Source organism: Conexibacter sp. SYSU D00693, from assembly GCF_017084525.1.
GTDB lineage: Bacteria > Actinomycetota > Thermoleophilia > Solirubrobacterales > Solirubrobacteraceae > Baekduia.
In genome coordinates this window covers 2,835,670-2,856,620 of sequence record NZ_CP070950.1, presented here as the reverse complement: position 1 = coordinate 2,856,620, position 20,951 = coordinate 2,835,670, and the positions used below count along the sequence as shown (strand labels likewise).

The window sequence follows — 20,951 nt, the reverse complement described above, 5'->3', positions numbered from 1 at the left end:
CATTCCGCCCGTCCTGCGGCGCGGACGGCCCCGTCGGGGTGGAAGGTGCCTGGCACCTTGCATCAGGCGGGCCCGAGCTCGCGGGCGACGAGGGCGCCGCCGAGCATGACGAGCGGCAGGCCGCCGCCGGGGTGGGCGGTGCCGCCGACGCGCAGGAGGTTGCGCACGCCGCGGACGCGGTGGCCGGGGCGGCGCACCGCGCCGAGGCGTCCGTGGGTCGCCGCCCCGTAGATCGCGCCGCCGACGGCGCCGGTCTCGGTCGCGAGGTCGTGCGGCGAGCGGACGTGGCGGGCCAGGACGCGGTCGGCGACGCCGAGGCGGGCGACGACGCGGTCGGCCTGCGCCTCCCAGTCGGCGTCGACGCCGGTCGGCGCGTTGACGAGGACGAACCAGCCCTCCTGGCCCTCCGGCTCGCTGGCGGGGTCGGTGGCCGCGGGCGCGCTGACGTACACCGTCGGGTCGCGCACCGGCCGGCGGTGGACGAAGAGGTCGTCGAACTCCGCGTCGAGGTCCGCGGGGAAGCGGAGCTCGTGGTGGGCGAGGCCGTCGGTCCGGCCGTGCACCGCGAGGAGGACCGCGAGCCCGCTGGACGAGCGCTCGGGCACGCGCCACGCACCGGCGCCGCCGTGCAGGAGCCGCGCGAGGGCGAGCGCGTCGCCGTCCCAGACGACCGCGTCGGCGGGCACCACCGTCGCGGAGCCCCCCACCCGGACCCCGTCGACCCTGGCGCCCGCGCGCACCAGGCCGGTCGCCCGCGTGTGGATGCGCAGCTCCCCGCCCAGCTCGGCGAAGCGGGCGACGAGCGCCTCGACGACGCGGAACAGGCCGCCGCGCGGGTGCCAGGCGCCGAAGGCGTGCTCGACGTAGCCGGCGACCGCCAGCGCGGCCGGTGCCCGCCGCGGGTCCGAGCCCGCGTAGGTCGCGAAGCGCTCGACGACCATCCGCAGGCGCGGGTCGCGCACCGTCGCGCGGGCCAGGCCGCGCAGGGTCTGCCACGGCCGCACCGCGAGGCCGTCGCGCGGGTCGGGCGCCGCCTCCCCGGGTCCCGGTCGCCGTGGGGGCCACGGCGGCGGGCCGGTGAGGAAGCGCTCGCTCGCCCGCCACATCCCGTCGCAGACCGCGAGGAAGCGCCGCCAGTCCTCGCCCGCGCCCGGCGACCAGCGCTCGAGCGCCTGCGCGCTGGCGTCCCGGTCGGCGCTGAGCTCGACGGCGGTGCCGTCGGCGAACCGGTACCGGGTGACCGGCTCGACCGCCAGCAGCTCGAGCGGCGCGGCGCCGACGTCGCGCAGGAGGTCCTGGAGGACGTGGGGCATCGTGAGCAGCGACGGGCCCGCGTCGAACCGGTGGCCGGCCAGCCGCACGAGCGAGCACTTGCCGCCGACGGCTCCCGACTGCTCGAGCACCGTGACGTCGTGGCCGGCGTGCTGGAGCCGGACCGCCGCCGCGAGCCCGCCGACCCCGGCCCCCACGACGACGACGCGCATCAGCCCCGCGCCAGCCGGGCGCGCAGGGCGGGCACGGCGAACGCGCCCATGGCGGCGAAGCCGGCAGCGGCGACGCCGGGCGCACCCCAGAAGCGCACGCCGGCGACCGTCTCGCCGACCCACGTCCAGAGGTAGAGCACGAGGTCGGCGTCGTCGGGCTCGCCGTCGCCGTCGAGCAGCGCCCACAGGCCGAAGAGCCCCAGCCCGGTGACGAACCAGCCGCCGAAGTTCGACAGCGGCACGCCGGCGTACGCGCCGCCGCCGGGCCAGCGCCAGTGACCCTCGCGGACCATCCGCGGGTCGAGGTGGACGTCCCACGCCGTGAGCGCGCCGGCGGCCGTCGCCACCCGCGCGGCCGGGGACCGCGCCACGAGGCCGGCGACCGACCACGCGGCCGGGGACAGCATCGTCCACGCGACCGGGACGCCGGGCGGTACCCCGAGGACCTTCGGGCCCAGGCCATCGCCGTAGGCGTAGCGGCCGAACGGCCGGCCGGTGCGCACGCCGACGACCTCGGCGACCGTCCCCACGCCCGCGCTGCACGCCACCATCGCCGCGGCCCGCCGGCCACCCACGCGCTCGCGCAGGGACTGGACGGCCGCGGCGGCGACGACGCCCATCACGGCCTGCGTCGCGCGCACCCGCCAGCGCGCCGGCACGGCGGGGTAGACGAGCTGCACGCCGACGACGGCGCCCGCGAGGAGCCGGGAGGACCGCACGGCCCGAAGGCTCTCAGGCCGCCACGCGGGCGCGGGCCGCCACCGCGAGCTTGCGTCGGGTCGGCACCACGGCGCGACCCGGCCGCGCCCCGTAGCCGTCGCGCTCGATCTGGCGCAGGATCTCCCGGTACATCGCGCCCGCCGCGCGGATGGCGAAGCGTCCACGGGCCAGCAGCGCGACCCCGGCCAGTCCCTCGTCGTACAGCGCGTCGGCCCGCGTGATCTGGTCGCGCACGAGCGCCTCCCGGTGACCCGGCAGCGCGTCGCCGCCGAAGCGCGCGAGCGTCTCCTGGGCGAGGTAGACCCGGCCCTGCTCGCGGTCCTCGTCGATGTCGCGCAGGATGTTCGTGCGCTGCATCGCGCACCCCAGCGCCGCGGCCGCGCGCGCCGCCTCGCGCTCGCGCCCGGGCACGACGCCGAGCACCGCCGCCATCAGCAGCCCGACCGTCCCCGCCACCCGGTGGCAGTAGACGTCCAGCTCCTCCTCCGTCGCGATCGGCCGGGCCGCGAGGTCGTCGCGCATGCCGCGGCAGAAGTCCTCCACCGCCTCGCGCGGCAGGCCGTGCCGGCGGTCGAGCGCCGCGAGGATCGCCGCCTCGCGCGAGCGCACGGCGCCGGTCGCGCACCACGCCTCGACCGCCTCGACCTCCGCCGCGGCCCGCGGGTCGCCGAAGTCGACGAGGTCGTCGAGCGTGCGCAGGACGAGGTAGAGCAGGTGGACGTCGTCGCGCACCTCGCGCGGCAGCAGCCGGCACGCCAGCGAGAAGGTGCGGGCCACGCGCGCGGTGGTCGCGCGCGCCTCCGCCACGAGCCTGTCCTCAGACGACGGCAGCAGCATCTGCCGCCCTCCCGCGCGTGGCCGGCAGGTGGGGGTGGTCCTCCAGCACGAGCCCCGCCGTGACCTCGGCGCCCAGCACCACGCCCGGGATGCCCGCACCGGGATGGACGCCGCCGCCGACGTGGTAGAGCCCGGCGACCTTCGGGTCGCGGTTGTGCTGGCGGAACCACGCCGACTGGTGGAGCGTCGGCTCCGTCGCGAAGGCGTTGCCGTCGACCGCCCCGAAGCGCGTCCGGAAGTCCTGCGGCGTCATCCGGTGCTCGACCACGGTCGCCGCGCCGAGCCCCTCGAGGCCGAAGGTCGTCTCGAGGTCGCGCACGAGCCAGTCGCGCACGCGATCGGCCTCGACCGCCCAGTCCTGGCCGCCGCGGAGGTTGGGGACCGGCAGCAGGACGCAGATCGAGTCGCCGCGGCCGTCGCCCATCGCCGGCTCGGTCCGCGTCGGGACGTGGAGGTACGTCGACGACGTGCGCGGCAGCCGGCCGCGCCGTGTCACGTCCGCGATGAAGTCCTTGTAGCCCTCGCCCACCAGCAGCGTGTGGTGGTGCAGCTGCTCGAAGGGGCGGTCCGTGCCGAGGTAGAGCAGGAAGCACGACATCGTCGGCCTGAGGCGGCGCAGCGGCGGGCGTCGGCCCAGGAGCTCGTGCGTGGCCAGCACGTCGCCGTTGCCCACCACGACGTCGGCGGCGATCCGCTCGCCCCCGCGCGTCACGACCCCGGTCACGCGACCGCCGGCCGTCTCGATGCGCTCGACCTCGGTGTCGCAGCGGACGTCGAGCGCCCGCGCCATCGCCTCGACGATCGCGTGCACGCCGCCCGTCGCGTACCAGACGCCGTCGAGGAACTGCAGGTAGACCAGCGCGCCGTAGATGGCGGGCACCCGGAAGGGGTCGCCGCCGATGAACAGCGAGTGGAAGCTCATCGCCTCGCGGACCCGCGGATGGCGGAAGTGCCGGGCGACCATGTGGTGCAGCGGCACCGCCGCGCCCAGCGACAGCATGCGCGGCAGGAAGCGGACGAGGTCCATCGGCGAGAGGAAGGCGCGACGGCCGGCGGCGACGATGCCGTCGGTGTAGATCGGCGCCAGCGCCTCCATGAAGCCCTCGAACGCGGCGGCGTCGCGCGCGCTGAACCGCGCGAGCTCGTCGGGCATGCGCTCGCGGGCGACGAAGTCGAGGTGGCGCTCCTCACCCGCCCAGTGGATCCGGTAGTAGGGGTCCAGCGGCTGCAGGTCGACCTCGCGGTGGAGGTCCAGGCCGCCCGCGGCGAACGCCTCCTCGAGGACCCACGGCATGGTCACGAGCGACGGCCCGGTGTCCCACGTGAAGCCCGCGTCGCGCAGCTGGCCCGCGCGGCCGCCCGGCCGCTCGCCGCGCTCGAGCACGCAGACCTCGAACCCCGCGCCCTGCAGGCGCAACGCCGCGGCCAGCCCGCCGAGCCCGGCGCCGATGACGACGGCCCGCCGGGTCACGCCAGGTGCTCCTCGCCGAGCTGTGCGGCCGACGCGGCGCCCGCGGCCCACACCGCGATGCGCAGCTGGCGCACGACCGTCCCGAGCGCGGCCCCGGCGCGCCCGTCCTGTGCCGCGACGAGCAGCGGGCGCGCGAGGCCGGCCACGTCGGCGCCCAGCGCGAGCGCCTTGGCCGCGGCGACGCCGTCGCCCACGCCGCCCGAGCCGACGAGCGGCAGGCCGGGCGCCGCGGCCCGGGCGCCGCGCAGGGCCTCCGCCGTCGGGACGCCCCAGTCCGCGAAGGCCTGGGCCACCGCGCCCGCGCGGCCGTCGCGCCGTCCTTCGACCAGCGCCCAGTTCGTGCCGCCGGAGCCGGCGACGTCGACCGCCGAGACGCCCACGGCGGCCAGCTGCCCCACATCCTCGGGGTCCATGCCGAAGCCGACCTCCTTCACGAGGACCGGGCGCGGAGACAGTCGCTGCACGGTGGCGGCGATCCGCTCGAGCACCCCGGCGAAGCACGGCTCGCCCTCGGGCTGCACGGCCTCCTGCACCGGGTTGAGGTGGACGAAGAGCCCGTCGGCGTCCAGGAGCTCGACCAGGCGCTCGGCGCGGTCGGGTTGGAGGGCGACCGCCCCGAGGTTGGCCAGCACGAGCGGCGGGCGCGGCGCGCCGGCGGGCCGGTAGGTCTCCAGCAGCGACGGGTCGTCGAGCAGCGCCCGTCCGGAGCCCAGCGCCAGGCCGACGCCGTGCTGCGCCGCGGCCGCGGCCAGCGCGCCGTTGACGGCGCCCGCCTCGGCCGTCCCGCCGGTCATCGCGCTGACCAGGAGCGGTGCGGCGAGCGTCGCGCCGGCGAACGACGTCTCGAGCGCCACGTCCTCCAGGTCGCGGCCCGGCAGCGCGCGGTGGCGCAGGCGCAGCTCCTCCAGGCCCGACCCGCGGGCGTGCAGGACCCCCGGCCCGGCGGCGATCCGCAGGTGGTCGGCCTTGCGCGCGCCCGCGCTTGCTGTGGTCTCGGCGTCTGGTCTCGCTGTCACTGGCCCTCATGGGCCAGTACGCGGAAGCCGCGGTTCAGGAGCACTCGGGCGTGACGTTCGGGGTCCGGCGAGTGCAGCAGGACGACGCCCAGGCGCCGTCCGCCGCGCTGCGCGGCGGCCACGAGGCAGCGCCCGGCGGCGTCCGTGTAGCCCGTCTTGACCCCGATGACGCCGGGGTAGCCGCGCCGCAGCAGCGGGTTGGTGTTGTAGAGCTCGAGCCGGCCGCCCTTGATGGGGAACCGCAGGCGCACGCGGCGGCGCTTGACGATCGCGGCCAGCCGCGGGACGTCGAGCACCATGCGGGCCTGCGCCGCGAGGTCCGAGGCGCACGAGTGGTTGTGCGCGTCGACGATCCCGCTCGGCGAGGCGTAGTGCGTGCAGGACATCCCCAGCTCCTGCGCGCGCTGGTTCATCCGCGCGACGAACGCCTTCTGCGACCCCGCCGCGCGCAGGGCCAGGGCGATGGCCGCGTCGTTGCCGGACACCAGCATGAGCCCGTTGAGGAGGTTCTCGACGCTCACGCGCTTGCCGCGCGGCAGCACGCCCACGCCCGATCCCGAGTAGCCGAGGACCTCCTTGGAGATCCGCGCCTTGTCGTCGGGCGCGAGGCGCTCGGCCACGAGCGTCGCGGTCATCATCTTCGTGAGGCTGGCGATCGGGAGGATCCGCGTCGGGTCCTTGCGCCACAGCACCTCGCCGGTGTCCAGGTCGAACAGCAGCCCGGAGCGTGGCGGCTGGCGGAAGCGCTGGTGGACCGGGTCGCGCGGGTCGCCGAGCTTCACCGCGAGGGGCCGCGTGTTCGCGTCGACGTAGAGCGGGCCGTTGGCGGCCTGCGTGGGCGGGCGCGCTGGGCCGGGTGCGACGGCGACCGGCGCCTGGGTCGAGGGTCCGGCGGACCCGCCGTCGTCCCCACAGCCGGCGAGGATGGCCGCGGCGAGCACCGCCGCGGCGACGAGGCGGGCCGGCCGCCCGCTCACGACGAGGGCGGCTCCCGCAGCGCGCCCAGCACGCCGAACCCGAACATCGCCAGCACGAGCGCGCTGACGACCGTCAGCACGTCGGGCCCGGTGTCGACCGCGACGTAGACGGTCAACCCGAGCAGCAGGCCGCAGAAGACGAGCGCGGCGACGAGGATCGGCCGGTGGGCGGGGTCCACCCGGCTCAGTAAACCGGGCGGCGCCCGCGGTCCGCGCCGCCTGACACGCGCGTTGCAAAGACCTTGACGAGCAGCGCGCCGAAGACGAAGCCGCCGATGTGCGCGAAGTACGCCACGCCACCCGCGTCGCCGGCCGAGCCGACGAGGTCGAAGTAGCCGAAGGCGATCTGCTGCAGGAACCAGAAGCCCAGGAAGAAGAGCGCCGGCAGCTCGAGGATCGTGACGAACAGGATGATGAAGACCAACGTCACGACCCGGGCGCGCGGGTAGAGCACGAGGTAGCCGCCCAGCACGCCGGCGACGGCACCCGACGCGCCCACCAGCGGGACCGTCTCGCCGCTGCCCACGAGGTACTGGCCGACGAGCGCCGCGAGCCCGGCCAGCAGGTAGAAGGCCAGGAACGTCACGCGGCCCATGCTGTCCTCGACGTTGTTGCCGAAGACCCACAGGAAGAGCATGTTGCCGCCGATGTGCAGCAGGCCGCCGTGGAGGAACATCGACGAGAAGGCGGTCACCACGAGGCTCGGCTGGCCGCTGACGTCGCCGCAGCCGACCTGGTCGCCCTGGACGACGCACTGGTCGCCCAGATGCGAGGCCTCGTAGGGGATGAACCCCCAGTCGTAGAGGAAGGTCGGCGAGGGCCCGTTCCACAGGTCGCCGCCGTCGCGCAGCGACAGGAAGAACGCGACGACGTTGGCGAGGATGAGCGCGACCGTGACGACCGGGAAGCGGTCGGTCGGGATGGAGTCCTTGAGCGGGAACACGCTGCGCGGACGCTACCCGCCGCCATGCTGCGCCAAGATGGCGGGGTGTCGAGGGAGGAGCTGCGCGAGCAGGCCCGGCTGCTGGCCGACGAGACCCTGAAGGGCCTGGCGGGCGCCCGCCGCCCCCTGCAGGCCGAGCGCGTCGCGGCGTTCTTCGGGCTCCTGCTCGACGTGGAGGACGCGCCCGAGGTCGTCGTCGACGAGCTCGAGCGCCGCGCCACCGGCGAGGCCGCCGACGTCCTGGACCGCCTGCGCCGGCTCTTCGCCGAGCCGCTCGGCCCGCTCGCCGACGCCGCCCTCCAGCGCCTCGCCGCCACCGGCGTCGCGCCCGTGACCGCGGCGCCCGAGCTCGAGCTGCGCCGCCTGCGCCGCGACCAGGAGGAGGGCGCGTGGGTCCTCGCCGGCCAGCTCGAGGCCGAGGGCGCGCACTTCACCCTCATGCTCGCCGCCGACGCCAACGGCCTGGCCGGCGGCCTGGGCGACGACCGCGCCGCCGTCGAGGCCGAGGCGCTCATGCTCGAGCTCACGCCCGAGGGCGAGGAGATCGCCCGCGCGGCCGCGATCACCGAGGTCCGCACGCTCCTGGCCGAGGCGGTCGAGCTCCAGGCGGGCGTCGACGAGGGCCTCGCGCTGGACGGCCCCCTCGTGGCGCGCGCGCTGGGGCTGCCCCCGGGGTCGTGGCCGGCCCTGCCGGTGCTGCGGCGGCCGGCGGTGCCGCGCGGCGCGGCGGGGGCGCCGCGCCGGGATCCGCGGGCGGTGAAGAAGGACAAGCGCAAGAGCGCGAAGGCGGCGCGGAAGCGCAACCGGCGCTAGGGCGTTGGTGGCGTTCGGCGGTGGCGTTCCGCTCCGGCGCTCGTCGGGCCCGAAGCGGTCGCCGTTCTGCACTGAAGGAGGGGGAGGCCTGAGCCGCCCGGCGGTCGGAGGGGCGGATCTGGTGCCCGGGCACACCGACGGGTGCGGTCCGTCCGTGACCCTGTCGTCTCCGGCCCTATAGGGGGCCGAACTGCAGGGTGACGAGCAGTCAGCCGCGCGGACCCTCACGGCGGTGTGGTGCGACCACCCTTCGAACCCCCAGGACCGCCCGAACCTCGCCCAGGACGGCCCGAAGCCCGCCCGACGCCTCGCGATCCACGCGCCGGCCGGCCGGTTCCCCTCCCTCAGTGCGAGACAGCGACGGATTCGGCCACCGCGACCGCACCGCGCGGAACGCCACAGCCGCCGACGCGACCGCGACCGACCCTCAGGCCGAAGCCGCCAGCGGCCCCACCCCGGGCCGCTCCTGGCGCACGTGCTCGTCCGCGTGGTAGCTCGAGCGCACGAGCGGGCCGGCCGCGACGTGCAGGAAGCCCATCCGCTCGCCCTCGCGCGCCAGCGCGTCGAACTCCTCGGGCGTCCACCACCGCACGACCGGGAGGTGGCGCTCGGTCGGGCGCAGGTACTGGCCGACGGTCACCACCTCGACGTCGTTCTCGCGCAGCTGGCCCATCGCGTCGACCATCTCGTCGAAGGACTCGCCGAGGCCGACCATGAAGCCCGACTTGGTGACGACCTCGTCGCCACCGAGCTCCTTGGCCGTGCGCAGGACGCGCAGGGAGCGCGACCAGGTCGAGCCGCGGCGGGCCAGCGGGTACAGGCGCGGCGCCACCTCGACGTTGTGGTTGAAGACGTCGGGGCGCTCGGCGATGACCTTCGCGAGCGGCATCTCCTGCCCCTGGAAGTCGGGCGTGAGGACCTCGACCTGGCAGCCCGGCGCCTGGCGGCGGATCTGGCGGATGACGCCGACGAAGGCCGAGGCGCCCTTGTCGGGCAGGTCGTCGCGGTCGACGGACGTGATGACCGCGTGGCGCAGGCCCATGCGCGCGACCTGGCGGGCGACGCGGGCGGGCTCGAGCGGGTCGTTCCACGTCGGCTTGCCCGTGCGCACGTTGCAGAAGCCGCAGCGGCGGGTGCACGTGTCGCCGAGGATCATGAACGTCGCGGTGCCGCGCTCCCAGCACTCGCCGATGTTCGGGCAGGCGGCCTCCTGGCAGACCGTGTGGAGGTCGTCGCCCTCGATCGAGCGCTTGAGCTCGCGGTAGCGCGGGCCGCCCGGCGCCGGCACCTTGAACCAGGCCGGCTTGCGCGCCTTGAGCGGCAGCACGTCGGGACCCAGGACGGTGAGGACGTCCATCCCGCCCGGGTTGGCCCGGGACCGGGTCGACAGCGGTCGGGGCTCGGTCGCGGCCATGGGCGACCCAAGATAGCGTCGGCGCATGCAGCCGCAGGAGGCCCCGGGCGCCGAGCACGCGATCGTCCGGCTCGTCGGGACCTGCCCGGACCGGCCCGGGATCGTCGCGGCCGTCTCGCGCTTCCTCGCGGAGGCCGGCGCGAACGTCGTCGAGCTCGACCAGCACTCGACGGACCCCCGCGGGGGCCAGTACTTCATGCGCCTGGCCTTCGACGTCGAGCGCCGCCGGCTGCCCACGCTGGAGCAGGACTTCGAGCACGCGGTCGCCCGCCACTTCGACCTGGACTGGTGGATCTGGCCGGTCGAGCGCCGCAAGCGCATGGCGATCCTCTGCTCGCGCCCCGACCACTGCGTCCTGGACCTCCTCTGGCGCCACGCCAACGGGGAGCTCGACGCCGACGTCGCGCTCGTGCTCTCCAACCACGAGGACCTGCGCGACCGCGTCCAGGCCTTCGGCGTCCCCTACGTCCACGTGCCCGTCTTCCGCGAGAGCAAGGCCGAGGCCGAGCAGGCGATGCTCGACCAGCTGCGCGACGAGGTCGACCTCGTCGTCCTGGCCCGCTACATGCAGGTCCTCAGCGGCGACTTCCTCGAGCGCCTGCAGGCGCCCGTCATCAACATCCACCACTCGTTCCTGCCGGCCTTCGCGGGCGCCGACCCCTACCGCCGCGCCCACGACCGCGGCGTGAAGATCATCGGCGCGACCGCGCACTACGTCACCGAGGAGCTCGACGCCGGCCCGATCATCGAGCAGGACGTCGTCCGCGTCAGCCACCGCGACGACGTCGCGGCGCTCCAGCGGATCGGCAAGGACGTCGAGCGCGTGGTCCTAGCGCGCGCCGTCGCCCGCCACCTGGACGACCGCGTCCTCGTGCACGACGGGCGCACGATCGTCTTCTAGGGCGATCGCGCGCTCGAGCCGCGCGCGCGTGACGAGCCGCTGCTTGACGCCCAGCCGGCCCGCCACCTCGTGGGCCACGCGCTTGCGCAGGCAGCGCAGGTCGACCGGCCCGCCGCCGCGCTCGGCCGACAGCGACGTCATCGGCGTCGACAGCCCGCACGGCACGACCCACGAGAACGGCTCGAGGTCCAGGTCGGCGTTCAGCGAGAAGCCGTGCGTCGTCACGCCGTGGGAGACGTGCAGGCCGATCGAGCCGATCTTGCGGTCCTGCACCCAGACCCCGGTCCAGTCGCGCCCCTCCGCCGCCCGGCCGCGCGCCGCGAGGCCCTCCTGCTCGAGCGCCGCGACCATCGCGTCCTCGAGGAGGCCGACGAAGCCCAGGACGTCCGTCACCCGCGCGATCGGGTAGCCGACGAGCTGCCCCGGGCCGTGGAAGGTGACCTTGCCGCCGCGGTCGACGTCGACGACGTCGATGCCCCGCTCGCGGTACCAGGCCTCGCCGAGCGGCAGCTCAGCCGGGTCGGTCCGGCGCCCGCGGGTGTAGACGGGCGGGTGCTGGAGGAGCAGGAGGACGTCCGGGACGCGCTCGGCCTGACGCGCGGCGCGGACGGCGCGCTGGAGCGCCAGCGCCTCGTCGTAGGGCACCAGCCCGAGGTCCGCGACCCACAGCTCCGCCACGACCTCGATGGTACGCCGTGGCACACTCGCCCCTTGGCCGCAGCGCCACAGCCCGAGGACGGCCGGCTCTGGCTCACGCGCCTGCGCTGGCGGCTGCGCGGCGCGTGGCAGGCGCCGGCCGCGGCGCTGGCCACGATCGCCGAGACCGTGGCCCTCGGCGTCCTGCCGCCGGCGGGGGAGGACGGCGTCGACGTCGTCCCGGCGTTCCTGCTCGCGGCCTTCCTCAACCTGGCGCTCGTCGCCCTCGGCGGGCGCATCGGGGGCGGGCTCCTGCGCCGCCGCAACCGGGCGCTCCCGGGGTTCGTGGCCCGCGACCGGGCGGCCACGACGGCGGTGCTCGCCGGTCTCGCCGTGCTGGTCGGCGCGGGCCTGGCCCACCGGCCCGCGTTGCAGGAGGCCGAGGACGACCTCGCCGCCCAGGCGCAGGCCGTCCGGCAGTACGTCGCCCACCAGGCGCCCGAGTTCCGGCCGGGTCTGGCGGCGGCGGACACCGTCAAGCCCGGCGGCGACTTCTTCCGCACCTGCGTCCCCGGGCCGGAGGCGGGGCGGCACCTGTGCCTGTTCGTCGACACCCGCCGCGACCCGCCGCGCGTCTTCCGCGACCCCGACCAGCGTCCGAACGCGGTCGTCAGCGGCCCGCTCAACCCCGGTCGTCGCGGCCAGTAGGCCGCCTCGCGCGGCGCGAGGTCCGGCAGCCTCGCCATCGGGCTCAAGGTCTTGGTGCGAGGCGCCGATGGGGAACCCGTGCGCTTCACGCGCAGCTTCCTCGCCGGCCTCGGCGCCGCCACCTGCCTCGTCCTCGCCGGGTCGCTGGCCCTGCTCGCCGTGAGCACGGTCGTCGCCTTCAAGGGCTGGCCCGAGCTGCGGCGCCCCAGCGCCGAGGGCGAGGTCTCGACCCTCGCCGCGCTCCCCGCCGCCGCCAGGACGCCGGTGAGCGCCCGCGCGGTGGCCCTCGCGTCGCAGCCCGTCCAGCGCCGAGCCCCGCGCGCCGTCCGAGCGGTCCAGCGCGCCGAGCGTGTCCAGGCCCGCCAGGTCCGCGTGACCGCCCCCGGCTCGCAGGTCAAGCCGGTGATCCGCCGCCCGAGCTCCACCTCACGGTCGACCACGACGCCGCAGTCCTCGCAGCCCGACACCCACGCCGCCGCCCCCAAGGCCCCGGCGAAGAAGGGGTCCACGGGCCAGACCCTGCGCGACACGACGACCCCGCTCGCCGACGGCGTCGAGTCCGTCACCGACTCCGTGGGCAAGGGCCTCGAGCCGGCCTCGCCGACGCTGGCCGACACCGTCACGGGCATCGGCGACACCGTCGGGACGACGGTCAAGGGCGTCGGCGACGCCGCGGCGAACGTCGTGGACCAGCTGCTCGGCGGCGCCAAGAAGGGCGGCCAGTAGGCCTCAGGCCTGCTGCGCTGCGCCCGCGCCGTCGCCGTCGGCCACGTCGAGCACGAACCACACGCGAGTCCGCGGCTCGCGGTCCACGCCCCAGTCGCGCGCGACCAGGTCGACGATGTAGAGGCCCCAGCCGCCGTGCTCGTCGCCTCGCGAGGTGGGGGCGCGGTCGAAGCCCGGCCCCCCGTCGGCGAGCTCGACGCGCAGGCTGTGGTCGTCGAGCTCCAGCGCGAGGTCCAGCGTGTCGCCTTCGCGGTGCTCGACGTGGCGCACGGCGTTGGCGACCAGCTCGGAGACGGCGATGCGCGCGTCGCGCCAGCGGACCTCCGACAGGCTGTCGCGGAAGGCGTCCACGGCGTCGCGCGCCAGCCGGAGGGCGGTCGGGTCCGGCGGGAGCGAGGCCGTACGGCGCATCCGCCGGGCAAGGTACCCGCCGCAAGCCGCTCCGGCACGGCGCGTGCGCGCCATGCCGCGCCGACTATGCTGGCGCCCCGATGGCCTTGGAGGTCGAGCGCGACGACCGCGGGGACCGGGTGCGACTCGTCGTCCGCGGCGCCCTGGACATGACGACCGGCGAGCGGCTGGAGCGTGCCCTGCGGGAGGCCGAGGACGCGGTCGGCGACGGGGTCCTGGAGCTGGACCTCCGCGAGGTGGAGTACTTCGACTCGACCGGCCTGGGGATCGTGCTGGACGCCGACGTCCGCGCGGCCGACGCCGGCCGCCGGCTCGTGGTCGCCGCCGGGGACGGCGAGGCGGCCCGCGTGATGCGCATGGTCCGCGTGGCCGACCGGCTGACGGCGGCCGACCTCGAGTAGGGCCGCCGGCGTGCGCGCGCTCATCGCCGACGCCGACGAGGTCCGCCGCGAGGCGCTGCGCGAGGAGCTGGCGCGCCACGGTCACGACGTCACGGTCGCGACCTCGACGCAGGAGCTGCTGGCCGGTGAGCACGCCGACCCGCCGCCCGAGCTGGTGGCGGTGGGCTGGCGGGTGGGCGACGACCCCGCGCTCGAGCTCGTCCAGGCCCTGCGGGCGCAGACGCCCGGCGACGGCCCGGTCGTCGTCGTGGTCGGCGAGGCACCCGAGGTCGACGTCGTCGCGGCGCTCGACGCGGGCGCCAACGACGTCTGGGGCATCGCGCCGGCGGACGACCTGCCGCGCGACGTGGCCATCCGGCTGTCGCTGGCCGCCCACTACGCGCGTCTGCAGGCCGAGCACGTCCGGGTCGGCGGCGAGTTCGCGCTGCTGCGGCGCGCGCTGGACCTCACCGGCACCGGCTTCATCCTCACCGACCCCCGGCTCGAGGACGGTCCGATCGTCTACGCCAACGAGTCGTTCCTGCACATGACGGGCTACGCGCTCGAGGAGGTCCTCGGCCGCAACTGCCGCTTCCTCCAGGGGCCGGCGACGGAGCCCGAGGCCCTGGACGTCCTGCGCGACGCGGTGCGCGAGGCGCGCGCGGTCACCGTCGAGCTGCGCAACTACCGCAAGGACGGCACCCCGTTCCACAACGAGGTCCACGTCTCGCCGGTGCGCGACGAGCACGGCGAGGTCGTGCGCTTCGTGGGCGTCCAGATCGACGTCACCGCCTACCGCGACGCCGGCTTCCACGACCACGGCGCCGCGTACCTCGCGGCCGCCGGCCCGGTCATCGACGCGACCCTCGACCTCCGGGCGACGCTCGACTCGATCGCGCGCGTCTCCGTGCCGCGGCTGGCCGAGGTCTGCCTCGTCGACGTGCTCGGCGACGAGGTGGTGGAGCGGCTGGCCGTGGCGGCGGTCGACCCGCTGGTCGAGCGCGCGGTCGAGCGGCTTCCGGAGGCCTACGCCGCGCGCGACGACGACCCCGTGGTGCAGGCCATGCGCAGCGGCCGTCCGGCGGTCCTCGACACCGAGCAGGCGGTGAAGGTGCTCGGGCCCGAGGGCGTCCGGCTGGAGCGCCGGCGCCCGCGGTCGGCGATGGTCGTCCCGCTGAAGGCCCGCGGGCGGGCGCTGGGGGCGCTCGTCCTGGCGTCGCTGGAGCGCGAGCGCGCCTTCGAGGCGCCGGACCTCGGCCTGGCCGAGGACATCGGGCGCCGCGCGGCGCTCGCCATCGACAACGCGCGCCTCTACGAGTCCCAGCGCGGCGTCGCGCAGGCGCTGCAGTCCTCGCTGCTGCCGAGCCGGCTGCCCGACCTCGAGGCGCTCGAGTTCGCCGCGTCCTACCGGCCCTTCGGCGAGGGCATGGAGATCGGCGGGGACTTCTACGACGCGTTCCCGATGCTCGGCGGCGCCACCGTCCTGGTCGTCGGCGACGTGTCGGGCAAGGGCGCGTCGGCCGCGGCCCTCACGGGCCTGGCCCGCCACACGCTGCGCACCGCCGCCGGCTACGAGGACCGCCCCAGCCGCGTGCTCGAGGCGCTCAACCGCGCGCTGGTGCTGGACCGCGTCGGCCGCGGGCGCTACTGCACGGTCGCGCTCGCGGTGCTCGAGCCGGGCGCCGACGGCGCAGGCTCCGTGGGCGTCACGGTGAGCCGCGCGGGCCACCCGGTGCCGTTCGTCGTGCGCGCCGACGGCCGCGTCGAGCCCATCGGCCGGCCCGGGACGCTGCTGGGCTACGTCCAGGACCCGTCGCTGCACGACGCCCGGGCGTCGCTGGGCCCGGGCGACGCGCTCGTGCTCTACACCGACGGCGTCTCGGAGGCGCTCGTGTCGCGGCGCGCCGACGGCGAGGAGTGGGTCGGCGAGCTGCTCGAGGGCGCCCACGAGCTCAGCGCGGACGCGATCGCCCGCAAGCTCGAGCACGCGGCGGTCGCGGCCCAGGGCGGGGCGCCGCGCGACGACGTGGCCGTGGCGGTCGCGCGGGTCAGGCGCGCGCCCGCGGCCGCCTAGGCCTGCAGCAGCGCCGCCGGGTCCTCGAGGAGGGCCCGGACCCGGTCCAGCAGCGCCGCGGCACCCACGCCGAACAGCGCCCGGTGATCGCAGGCGAGGCTGAGCCAGGCGGTGCGGCGGACGACGACCCCGCCGTCGCGGACGACCGGCCGCTCGCGCGGCGCGCCGAGTCCGAGCGCGCAGAGCTGGCCGGGGGCGACGATCGGCGCGCTGCGCTCGACCCCGTGGGCCCCGAGGTCCCAGAGCGACGCGGTCGCGCCGGCCAGCGCCGGCGCCAGGATCGTCCCGGCCCGTGCCTCGGCCTCGAGCTCGCCGGCGCGGGCCGCGAGCGCGGCCAGTGGGGCGCGGTCGGCGTCGTGCAGGACCGGGAGGACCACGGCGTCGTCGAGCAGGACGGCCAGGGCGACGTTCACGCGGCCGAAGCGCTCCACGCCGTCGCCGCGCCAGCTGCCGTTGGCCACGGGGTGCTCGGCCAGCGCGGTCGCGAAGGCCTTGACGGCGACGTGGACCAGGCCGACGGTCTCCCCGGTCGCCGCGAGCGCCGCCTCGACGTCGGCCTCGGCCTCGAGGTCGACGTGGGGCACCGTCGCGCGGGCCTCCGCCGCCCGGCGGGCGACGGCCTGCTGGAGGCGCCCAGCGGGGCGCTCGGTCACGTCGCCCCTGTTGCCCTGCGCTGCCTGGTCGGCCACAGGCCGCACCGTAGTGCCCGGCACCTGGACGCCGTCGGCCGATCGGCGCTCACGTCCAGGCCGTTCGGTGCCGACATGCCAGGGGAGGGCATGCCCGGCTCCGTCTCACCCATCGCCAGGGTCCTGGTCGCCGACCAGGGCCACGGCCTCTCACGCCTCGTCCACGCGCGCCTGCAGCAGGCAGGGGCGTACGTCGACGTGCGCGAGGGCGTCGAGGTGGTCCTGACGACGCTGCGCGACGGCGCCTTCGACCTCGTCCTCCTCGACCTCCCCGACGACGCCTTCGAGTCGCTCGACGCGCTGCACCGGGTCACCGCCGCCGCGCCGGGCGTCGACGTCCTGGCCGTCGGCGACCTCGACGGCGACGCGGTGCTCGAGGCGCTGCGCGCCGGCGCGGTCGACGTCCTCCCGCGCGACGCCGCCCTGCCGGGCACGATCGGGGCGCTCGTCGCCGCGCTCGTCGCCCGCCGCCAGGCCGTCCAGGTCGGCCGCGGCGGGGCCTTCGCGTGGTCCTCGCCCTGGCGGCGCGCGGCGCTCGCCGGCACGCTGCTGGCCCTCTTCGGCGCCACGCTGCTGGCGACGGAGGGGCGCTTCGCCCTCGCCGCCCTGTGCGCGGTGGCGATCGCCCTCGTCGCCGGCGCCCTGCGCCACGCCGAGCTGCGCGCGGCCGTCTCCGAGGCGACCGGGCGCGTCGCCGTCGCCCAGGTCCAGGCCAGCCAGCGTCGCCAGCGGATGCTGGCGACCCTGGCGCCCGTCGGGATCATCGAGACCGACGCGAGCGGCAGCTGCACGTACGTCAACCCGCGCTGGTGCGAGCTCACCGGCCTGCGGCCCCGCGACGCCTGGGACGACGGCTGGGTCCAGGCCCTCGACCCCGCCGACCGCGAGACGGCGTTCTCCGCGTGGGCCCGCGCGATCGCCATGGGGCGCGAGCTCCAGCTCGAGCTGCGCCTGCGCCACACCGACGGCACGACGACCTGGGCGAGCCTCGCCAGCACGCCGATGGTCGACGCCGAGGGCGAGCTCGTCGGCCACCTCGGGACGGTCACCGACATCACGCGCCTCAAGGAGGCCGAGCGCGCCTCGGACGAGGCGCGCCTGCGGCTGGAGTCGATGGTCGAGCACTGGCCGGCGTCGGCCTGGCTGCAGGACCTCGACGGCACGTTCCTGATGGCCAACAGCGCCGCCGCGCACGCGTTGGGCGCGAGCCCCGACGGGATCGTCGGCCGGCCGGTCCGCGAGGTCCTGTCGCCCCATGCCATCGATGCGTCGCTCGAGCGCGACGAGGCCGTCCTCGCCGGCGAGGTCGTCCGCTTCGAGCCCACGATCGTCAACGCCGACGGCGAGGAGCGCCACCACCTCGCCACGAAGTTCCCCGTCCGCGACGCCGACGGCCGGGTCATCGCGCTCGGCGGCCTCTCGGTCGACATCACCGAGCGCATGCGCGTCGAGGCCGCCCTGCGCGACGAGGAGGAGCGCTTCCGCCACGCCTTCGAGGACGCGCCCGTGGGCATGCTCCTCGCCGACCTCGACGGCAGCGTCCTGCAGGTCAACCCCGCCTTCTGCGCGCTGACGGGCTACAGCGCCGAGCAGCTGCTCGAGACCTCGCTGCAGTCGCTCGTGCACCCCGATGACGTCGAGGAGGACGTCGCCGCGATCACCGCGCTGCTCCAGGGCCGGCTGGCCACCCACCACCACGAGGAGCGCCTGCTGCACGCCGCGGGCGAGCCGGTGTGGGTCTCGCTGCACCTCACCCTGGTCAAGGCGGCCGACGGCTCGCCGCGCCACCTGCTCGCGCAGGTCCTCGACGTCACGGAGCGCAAGCGCTTCGAGGGCCGGCTGCAGCACATGGCCGACCACGACCCGCTGACCGGCCTGCTCAACCGTCGGCGCTTCGAGGAGGAGCTCGACCGCCAGGTCGCCAAGGTCCAGCGCTACGGCTCCAGCGGTGCGCTGCTCGTCCTCGACCTCGACCACTTCAAGACGATCAACGACACCCTCGGTCACAACGCGGGCGACGAGCTCATCGTCTCGGTGGCCGACCTCCTGCGCCACCGCCTGCGCGAGACCGACGTGGTCGCGCGTCTGGGCGGGGACGAGTTCGCCGTCCTGCTGCCCGAGGCCGACCGCGGCGGGGCCGAGACCGTCGCCACCACGATCGTCGAGGAGATCCGCCGCCACGCCACCGTCCTCAACGGCGAGCGCCCCCGCCGGGTCACCTGCTCGCTGGGCGTCGCCTTCTTCGAGGAGGGCCTGGCCGCGGGGGAGGAGGTCCTCGTCAACGCCGACCTCGCCATGTACGACGCCAAGGAGGCGGGCCGCGACCAGTTCGCGATCTTCGCCTCCGACCGCTTCGCCGAGCCGCGGATGAAGGCCCGCGTGGCCTGGGTCGAGCGCATCCGCGACGCGCTGGAGGACGACCGCTTCGTCCTCGAGGCCCAGCCGATCAAGGACCTCCACAGCGGCGACGTGGCCCAGTACGAGCTGCTGCTGCGGATGCTCGACGAGCACGGCGAGGTCGTCCCGCCCGGCGCGTTCCTCTACGTGGCCGAGCGCTACGACCTCATCCAGGACATCGACCGCTGGGTCGCCTCGCGCGCCATCGAGCTCCTGCACCAGCACCCGGGCACGGTCTTCGAGGTCAACGTCTCGGGCAAGTCGCTCAACGACCAGCTGCTGCTCGAGACCGTCGAGACCGGCCTGCAGATCTCGGGCGTCGACCCGACCCGGCTGATCTTCGAGGTCACCGAGACCGCGGCGGTGGCCAACATCCACCAGGCCCGCGAGTTCGCCGACCGCCTCGCGTCGCTGGGCTGCCGCTTCGCCCTGGACGACTTCGGCGCGGGCTTCGGCTCCTTCTACTACCTCAAGCACCTCCCGTTCGACTACCTGAAGATCGACGGCGAGTTCGTGCGCAACTGCCTGCGCAGCCGCACCGACCAGCTCGTCATCGAGGCGGTCGTCCGGATCGCCAACGGCCTGGGCAAGGCGACGATCGCGGAGTTCGTCGGCGACGAGCGCACGGAGCGCTTCCTGCGCGCCCACGGCGTCGACCACGCGCAGGGCTTCCACGTCGGCAAGCCGGCGCCGCTCGAGTCGCTCCTCGGCCAGCGGGCCGCCTGAGCGCAGGACCGGAACGTGCCAGGCACGTTCCACCTCCCCACCGGAACGCGCCAGGCGCCTTCCACCGTCGCGCCGTGCCGGGTAGCTGCCGGACGTGCTGCGCTACGCCTCCGCCGCCCGCGCCGACCCCGCCGTCGCCTGGTCGCTGATCGCCCGCCCCTCGCGCTGGCCGGCGTGGGCACCGCACCTGCGCGGCGCCTGGGGCCTGGCGGGCACGGACGGCTGGGTGCGCGAGGGCGCGCGCGGCGCGGCGCGCCTGCTCGGGGCGGTGCCGGTTCCGGCGCGGATCGTCCGGGTCGTCGACGGGACGTCGTGGACCTGGCGCGTCGGCGGCGTGGAGATGGACCACCGCGTCGAGCCCGCCGCGCCAGGGGAGGGCGGCTGCGTCGTCGCGGTCACCATGAGCGCGCCCGCGCCGGTGGAGCTCGCGCTGCGCGCGACCTACGGGCCGGTGGTCTCGCTGCTCGTCGACCACCTCGCGCGGGCGGCCGAGCGCGAGTCGCCCTAGCCGAAGAAGACCTCGGCCACCTCGAGCAGCGCCGGGTCCAGCAGCTTGGGCTCGGCCACCGCGTCGGCGAGCGGCACCAGCTCCACCTCGGTCCCGCGCAACGCGGCCATGGTCCCCCAGCGCCCCTCGTGCGCCGCGTCGATGGCGGCGACGCCGAAGCGGGTGGCCAGCACGCGGTCGTAGGCCGTCGGGGTGCCGCCGCGCTGGACGTGGCCGAGGATGGTCACGCGCGTCTCGTAGCCCGTCAGGCGCTCGAGCTCCTGGCCCAGGCCGACGGCGACACCGCCGAGGCGCTCGTGGCCGAAGGCGTCCTTCTCGCCCGAGGTCGTCGTCAGGCCGGAGCCGTCCTTGGGCACCGCGCCCTCGGAGACGACGACGATCGAGAACGTGCGGCCGCGCTCGTGACGGCGGCGCAGCGAGGCGGCGACGTCCCCGACGTCGAAGGGCCGCTCGGGCACGAGGATGGCGTCGGCGCCGCCGGCGATGCCCGCGTGGGCGGCGATCCACCCCGCGTGGCGGCCCATGACCTCGACGACCATGACGCGGTTGTGCGACTCGGCGGTCGTGTGGAGGCGGTCGATCGCGTCGCTGGCGATCTGCACCGCGGTCTGGAAGCCGAAGGTGACGTCGGTGCCCGCGAGGTCGTTGTCGATCGTCTTCGGGACGCCGACGACCTGGACGCCGTCGGCGCTCAGCCGGCCCGCGACGCCGAGCGTGTCCTCGCCGCCGATCGGGATGAGCGCGTCGACGCCCGCCCGCTCCATGGCCTCGCGCACCGCCGCGGTGCCGTCGGCGTCGCCCCCGTAGGGGTTGGTCCGCGACGTGCCGAGGATCGTGCCGCCGCGGTGCAGGATCCCGGCGGTCGACTCGTGGGTCAGCGGCGTCGTGTCGCCCTCGAGGACGCCCGCCCAGCCGTAGCGGAAGCCCACGAGCTCGTGGCCGTGGACGTCGGCGCCCTTGCGGACGATGGCGCGGATCACCGCGTTGAGCCCTGGGCAGTCGCCGCCGCCGGTCAGCACCCCGATGCGCATGGCCCGCAGGCTATGGCCGGCCCGGCCCCGCGCAAAGGGGCCGTCCGGCCAGGCCGTCCCCAACATCGGGGAGGGACGCGGCGCGGACT

General features: G+C 76.1%; 21 protein-coding genes. 8 read left to right on the top strand and 13 right to left on the bottom strand.

What is annotated here, in order from left to right; genetic code table 11:
* Nucleotides 1–62: 62 nt before the first annotated feature.
* The 8 genes from JUB12_RS14180 to JUB12_RS14145 are packed head-to-tail and all read right to left on the bottom strand — an operon-like array spanning nt 63 to nt 7,448.
* Nucleotides 63–1,484 (bottom strand): NAD(P)/FAD-dependent oxidoreductase, encoded by a 1,422-nt coding sequence (locus JUB12_RS14180; protein ID WP_205696075.1) that lies wholly within the window; start codon nt 1,482–1,484, stop codon nt 63–65.
* Complete coding sequence (locus JUB12_RS14175; protein WP_205696074.1) at nt 1,484–2,203, bottom strand: carotenoid biosynthesis protein; 720 nt, start codon at nt 2,201–2,203, stop codon at nt 1,484–1,486. The genes JUB12_RS14180 and JUB12_RS14175 overlap by 1 nt, the downstream gene beginning before the upstream one ends.
* 13 nt (nt 2,204–2,216) lie before the next feature.
* Nucleotides 2,217–3,011: a phytoene/squalene synthase family protein gene (locus JUB12_RS14170; protein WP_205696073.1), complete on the bottom strand. Its 795-nt coding sequence runs from the start codon at nt 3,009–3,011 to the stop codon at nt 2,217–2,219.
* A 10-nt stretch (nt 3,012–3,021) separates the two neighbouring features.
* A complete protein-coding gene (gene crtI, locus JUB12_RS14165; RefSeq protein WP_205696072.1) occupies nt 3,022–4,512 on the bottom strand; it encodes a phytoene desaturase family protein in 1,491 nt (496 codons plus the stop codon).
* On the bottom strand, nt 4,509–5,528 hold the full coding sequence (gene fni / locus JUB12_RS14160; protein ID WP_205696071.1) for a type 2 isopentenyl-diphosphate Delta-isomerase: 1,020 nt from the start codon (nt 5,526–5,528) through the stop codon (nt 4,509–4,511). The genes crtI and fni overlap by 4 nt, the downstream gene beginning before the upstream one ends.
* Nucleotides 5,525–6,505, bottom strand: coding sequence for a D-alanyl-D-alanine carboxypeptidase family protein (locus tag JUB12_RS14155; RefSeq protein WP_205696070.1), 981 nt, complete (start codon nt 6,503–6,505; stop codon nt 5,525–5,527). Before JUB12_RS14155 ends, fni begins: the two co-directional genes overlap by 4 nt.
* Complete coding sequence (locus JUB12_RS14150; RefSeq protein ID WP_205696069.1) at nt 6,502–6,684, bottom strand: hypothetical protein; 183 nt, start codon at nt 6,682–6,684, stop codon at nt 6,502–6,504. The genes JUB12_RS14155 and JUB12_RS14150 overlap by 4 nt, the downstream gene beginning before the upstream one ends.
* Nucleotides 6,685–6,689: 5 nt before the next feature.
* Nucleotides 6,690–7,448, bottom strand: coding sequence for a rhomboid family intramembrane serine protease (locus JUB12_RS14145; RefSeq protein WP_205696068.1), 759 nt, complete (start codon nt 7,446–7,448; stop codon nt 6,690–6,692).
* Nucleotides 7,449–7,472: 24 nt separating this feature from the next.
* On the opposite strand from JUB12_RS14145, the gene JUB12_RS14140 reads away from it, so the two are divergent.
* Nucleotides 7,473–8,261: a hypothetical protein gene (locus tag JUB12_RS14140; RefSeq protein WP_205696067.1), complete on the top strand. Its 789-nt coding sequence runs from the start codon at nt 7,473–7,475 to the stop codon at nt 8,259–8,261.
* A 427-nt stretch (nt 8,262–8,688) separates the two neighbouring features.
* Here the strand turns inward: JUB12_RS14140 and lipA are convergent, their stop codons facing one another.
* Nucleotides 8,689–9,675, bottom strand: coding sequence for a lipoyl synthase (gene lipA, locus JUB12_RS14135; protein ID WP_205696066.1), 987 nt, complete (start codon nt 9,673–9,675; stop codon nt 8,689–8,691).
* A gap of 25 nt (nt 9,676–9,700) precedes the next feature.
* Between lipA and purU the strand changes: the two genes are divergently transcribed.
* Nucleotides 9,701–10,576 (top strand): formyltetrahydrofolate deformylase, encoded by an 876-nt coding sequence (gene purU, locus JUB12_RS14130; RefSeq protein ID WP_205696065.1) that lies wholly within the window; start codon nt 9,701–9,703, stop codon nt 10,574–10,576.
* Here the strand turns inward: purU and lipB are convergent.
* The gene (gene lipB / locus JUB12_RS14125) at nt 10,505–11,254 is read right to left on the bottom strand and encodes a lipoyl(octanoyl) transferase LipB (protein ID WP_205696064.1); all 750 of its coding nucleotides are present in this window, start codon (nt 11,252–11,254) and stop codon (nt 10,505–10,507) included. The two genes, purU and lipB, sit on opposite strands and share 72 nt — an antisense overlap.
* A 33-nt stretch (nt 11,255–11,287) precedes the next feature.
* Here lipB and JUB12_RS14120 point away from each other — a divergent pair, with 33 nt between their 5' ends.
* Both JUB12_RS14120 and JUB12_RS14115 read left to right on the top strand, forming a co-directional pair.
* Nucleotides 11,288–11,920, top strand: a complete 633-nt coding sequence (locus tag JUB12_RS14120; RefSeq protein ID WP_205696063.1) for a hypothetical protein — start codon at nt 11,288–11,290, stop codon at nt 11,918–11,920.
* A 78-nt stretch (nt 11,921–11,998) separates the two neighbouring features.
* Nucleotides 11,999–12,646: a hypothetical protein gene (locus JUB12_RS14115; RefSeq protein WP_205696062.1), complete on the top strand. Its 648-nt coding sequence runs from the start codon at nt 11,999–12,001 to the stop codon at nt 12,644–12,646.
* 3 nt (nt 12,647–12,649) lie between these two features.
* Here the strand turns inward: JUB12_RS14115 and JUB12_RS14110 are convergent, their stop codons facing one another.
* Nucleotides 12,650–13,057, bottom strand: a complete 408-nt coding sequence (locus JUB12_RS14110) for an ATP-binding protein (protein WP_205696061.1) — start codon at nt 13,055–13,057, stop codon at nt 12,650–12,652.
* An 80-nt stretch (nt 13,058–13,137) separates the two neighbouring features.
* Between JUB12_RS14110 and JUB12_RS14105 the strand changes: the two genes are divergently transcribed.
* On the top strand, nt 13,138–13,458 hold the full coding sequence (locus JUB12_RS14105) for an STAS domain-containing protein (protein WP_205696060.1): 321 nt from the start codon (nt 13,138–13,140) through the stop codon (nt 13,456–13,458).
* Nucleotides 13,459–13,468: 10 nt separating this feature from the next.
* Nucleotides 13,469–15,511 (top strand): SpoIIE family protein phosphatase, encoded by a 2,043-nt coding sequence (locus tag JUB12_RS14100; RefSeq protein ID WP_205696059.1) that lies wholly within the window; start codon nt 13,469–13,471, stop codon nt 15,509–15,511.
* On the opposite strand, the gene JUB12_RS14095 is transcribed toward JUB12_RS14100, so the two are convergent.
* Entirely contained in the window at nt 15,508–16,200 is a 693-nt protein-coding gene (locus tag JUB12_RS14095; RefSeq protein ID WP_205696058.1) for a 2-oxo acid dehydrogenase subunit E2, read from the bottom strand. The genes JUB12_RS14100 and JUB12_RS14095 overlap by 4 nt on opposite strands.
* 90 nt (nt 16,201–16,290) lie before the next feature.
* Here JUB12_RS14095 and JUB12_RS14090 point away from each other — a divergent pair, with 90 nt between their 5' ends.
* Nucleotides 16,291–19,323: a PAS domain S-box protein gene (locus JUB12_RS14090; RefSeq protein ID WP_205696057.1), complete on the top strand. Its 3,033-nt coding sequence runs from the start codon at nt 16,291–16,293 to the stop codon at nt 19,321–19,323.
* Nucleotides 19,324–19,417: 94 nt separating this feature from the next.
* On the top strand, nt 19,418–19,831 hold the full coding sequence (locus JUB12_RS14085; protein WP_205696056.1) for an SRPBCC family protein: 414 nt from the start codon (nt 19,418–19,420) through the stop codon (nt 19,829–19,831).
* On the opposite strand, the gene JUB12_RS14080 is transcribed toward JUB12_RS14085, so the two are convergent.
* Nucleotides 19,828–20,862, bottom strand: coding sequence for an ATP-dependent 6-phosphofructokinase (locus JUB12_RS14080; RefSeq protein ID WP_205696055.1), 1,035 nt, complete (start codon nt 20,860–20,862; stop codon nt 19,828–19,830). The two genes, JUB12_RS14085 and JUB12_RS14080, sit on opposite strands and share 4 nt — an antisense overlap.
* Between the last annotated feature and the right edge of the window lie 89 nt (nt 20,863–20,951).

Coding starts and splice junctions, on each gene's coding strand:
- JUB12_RS14105 (WP_205696060.1), top strand. CDS start 13,138: ATGGCCTTGGAGGTCGAGCGCGACGACCGCGGGGACCGGGTGCGACTC.
- purU (WP_205696065.1), top strand. CDS start 9,701: ATGCAGCCGCAGGAGGCCCCGGGCGCCGAGCACGCGATCGTCCGGCTC.
- JUB12_RS14140 (WP_205696067.1), top strand. CDS start 7,473: ATGCTGCGCCAAGATGGCGGGGTGTCGAGGGAGGAGCTGCGCGAGCAG.
- JUB12_RS14090 (WP_205696057.1), top strand. CDS start 16,291: ATGCCCGGCTCCGTCTCACCCATCGCCAGGGTCCTGGTCGCCGACCAG.
- JUB12_RS14180 (WP_205696075.1), bottom strand. CDS start 1,484: ATGCGCGTCGTCGTCGTGGGGGCCGGGGTCGGCGGGCTCGCGGCGGCG.
- lipA (WP_205696066.1), bottom strand. CDS start 9,675: ATGGCCGCGACCGAGCCCCGACCGCTGTCGACCCGGTCCCGGGCCAAC.
- JUB12_RS14110 (WP_205696061.1), bottom strand. CDS start 13,057: ATGCGCCGTACGGCCTCGCTCCCGCCGGACCCGACCGCCCTCCGGCTG.
- JUB12_RS14080 (WP_205696055.1), bottom strand. CDS start 20,862: ATGCGCATCGGGGTGCTGACCGGCGGCGGCGACTGCCCAGGGCTCAAC.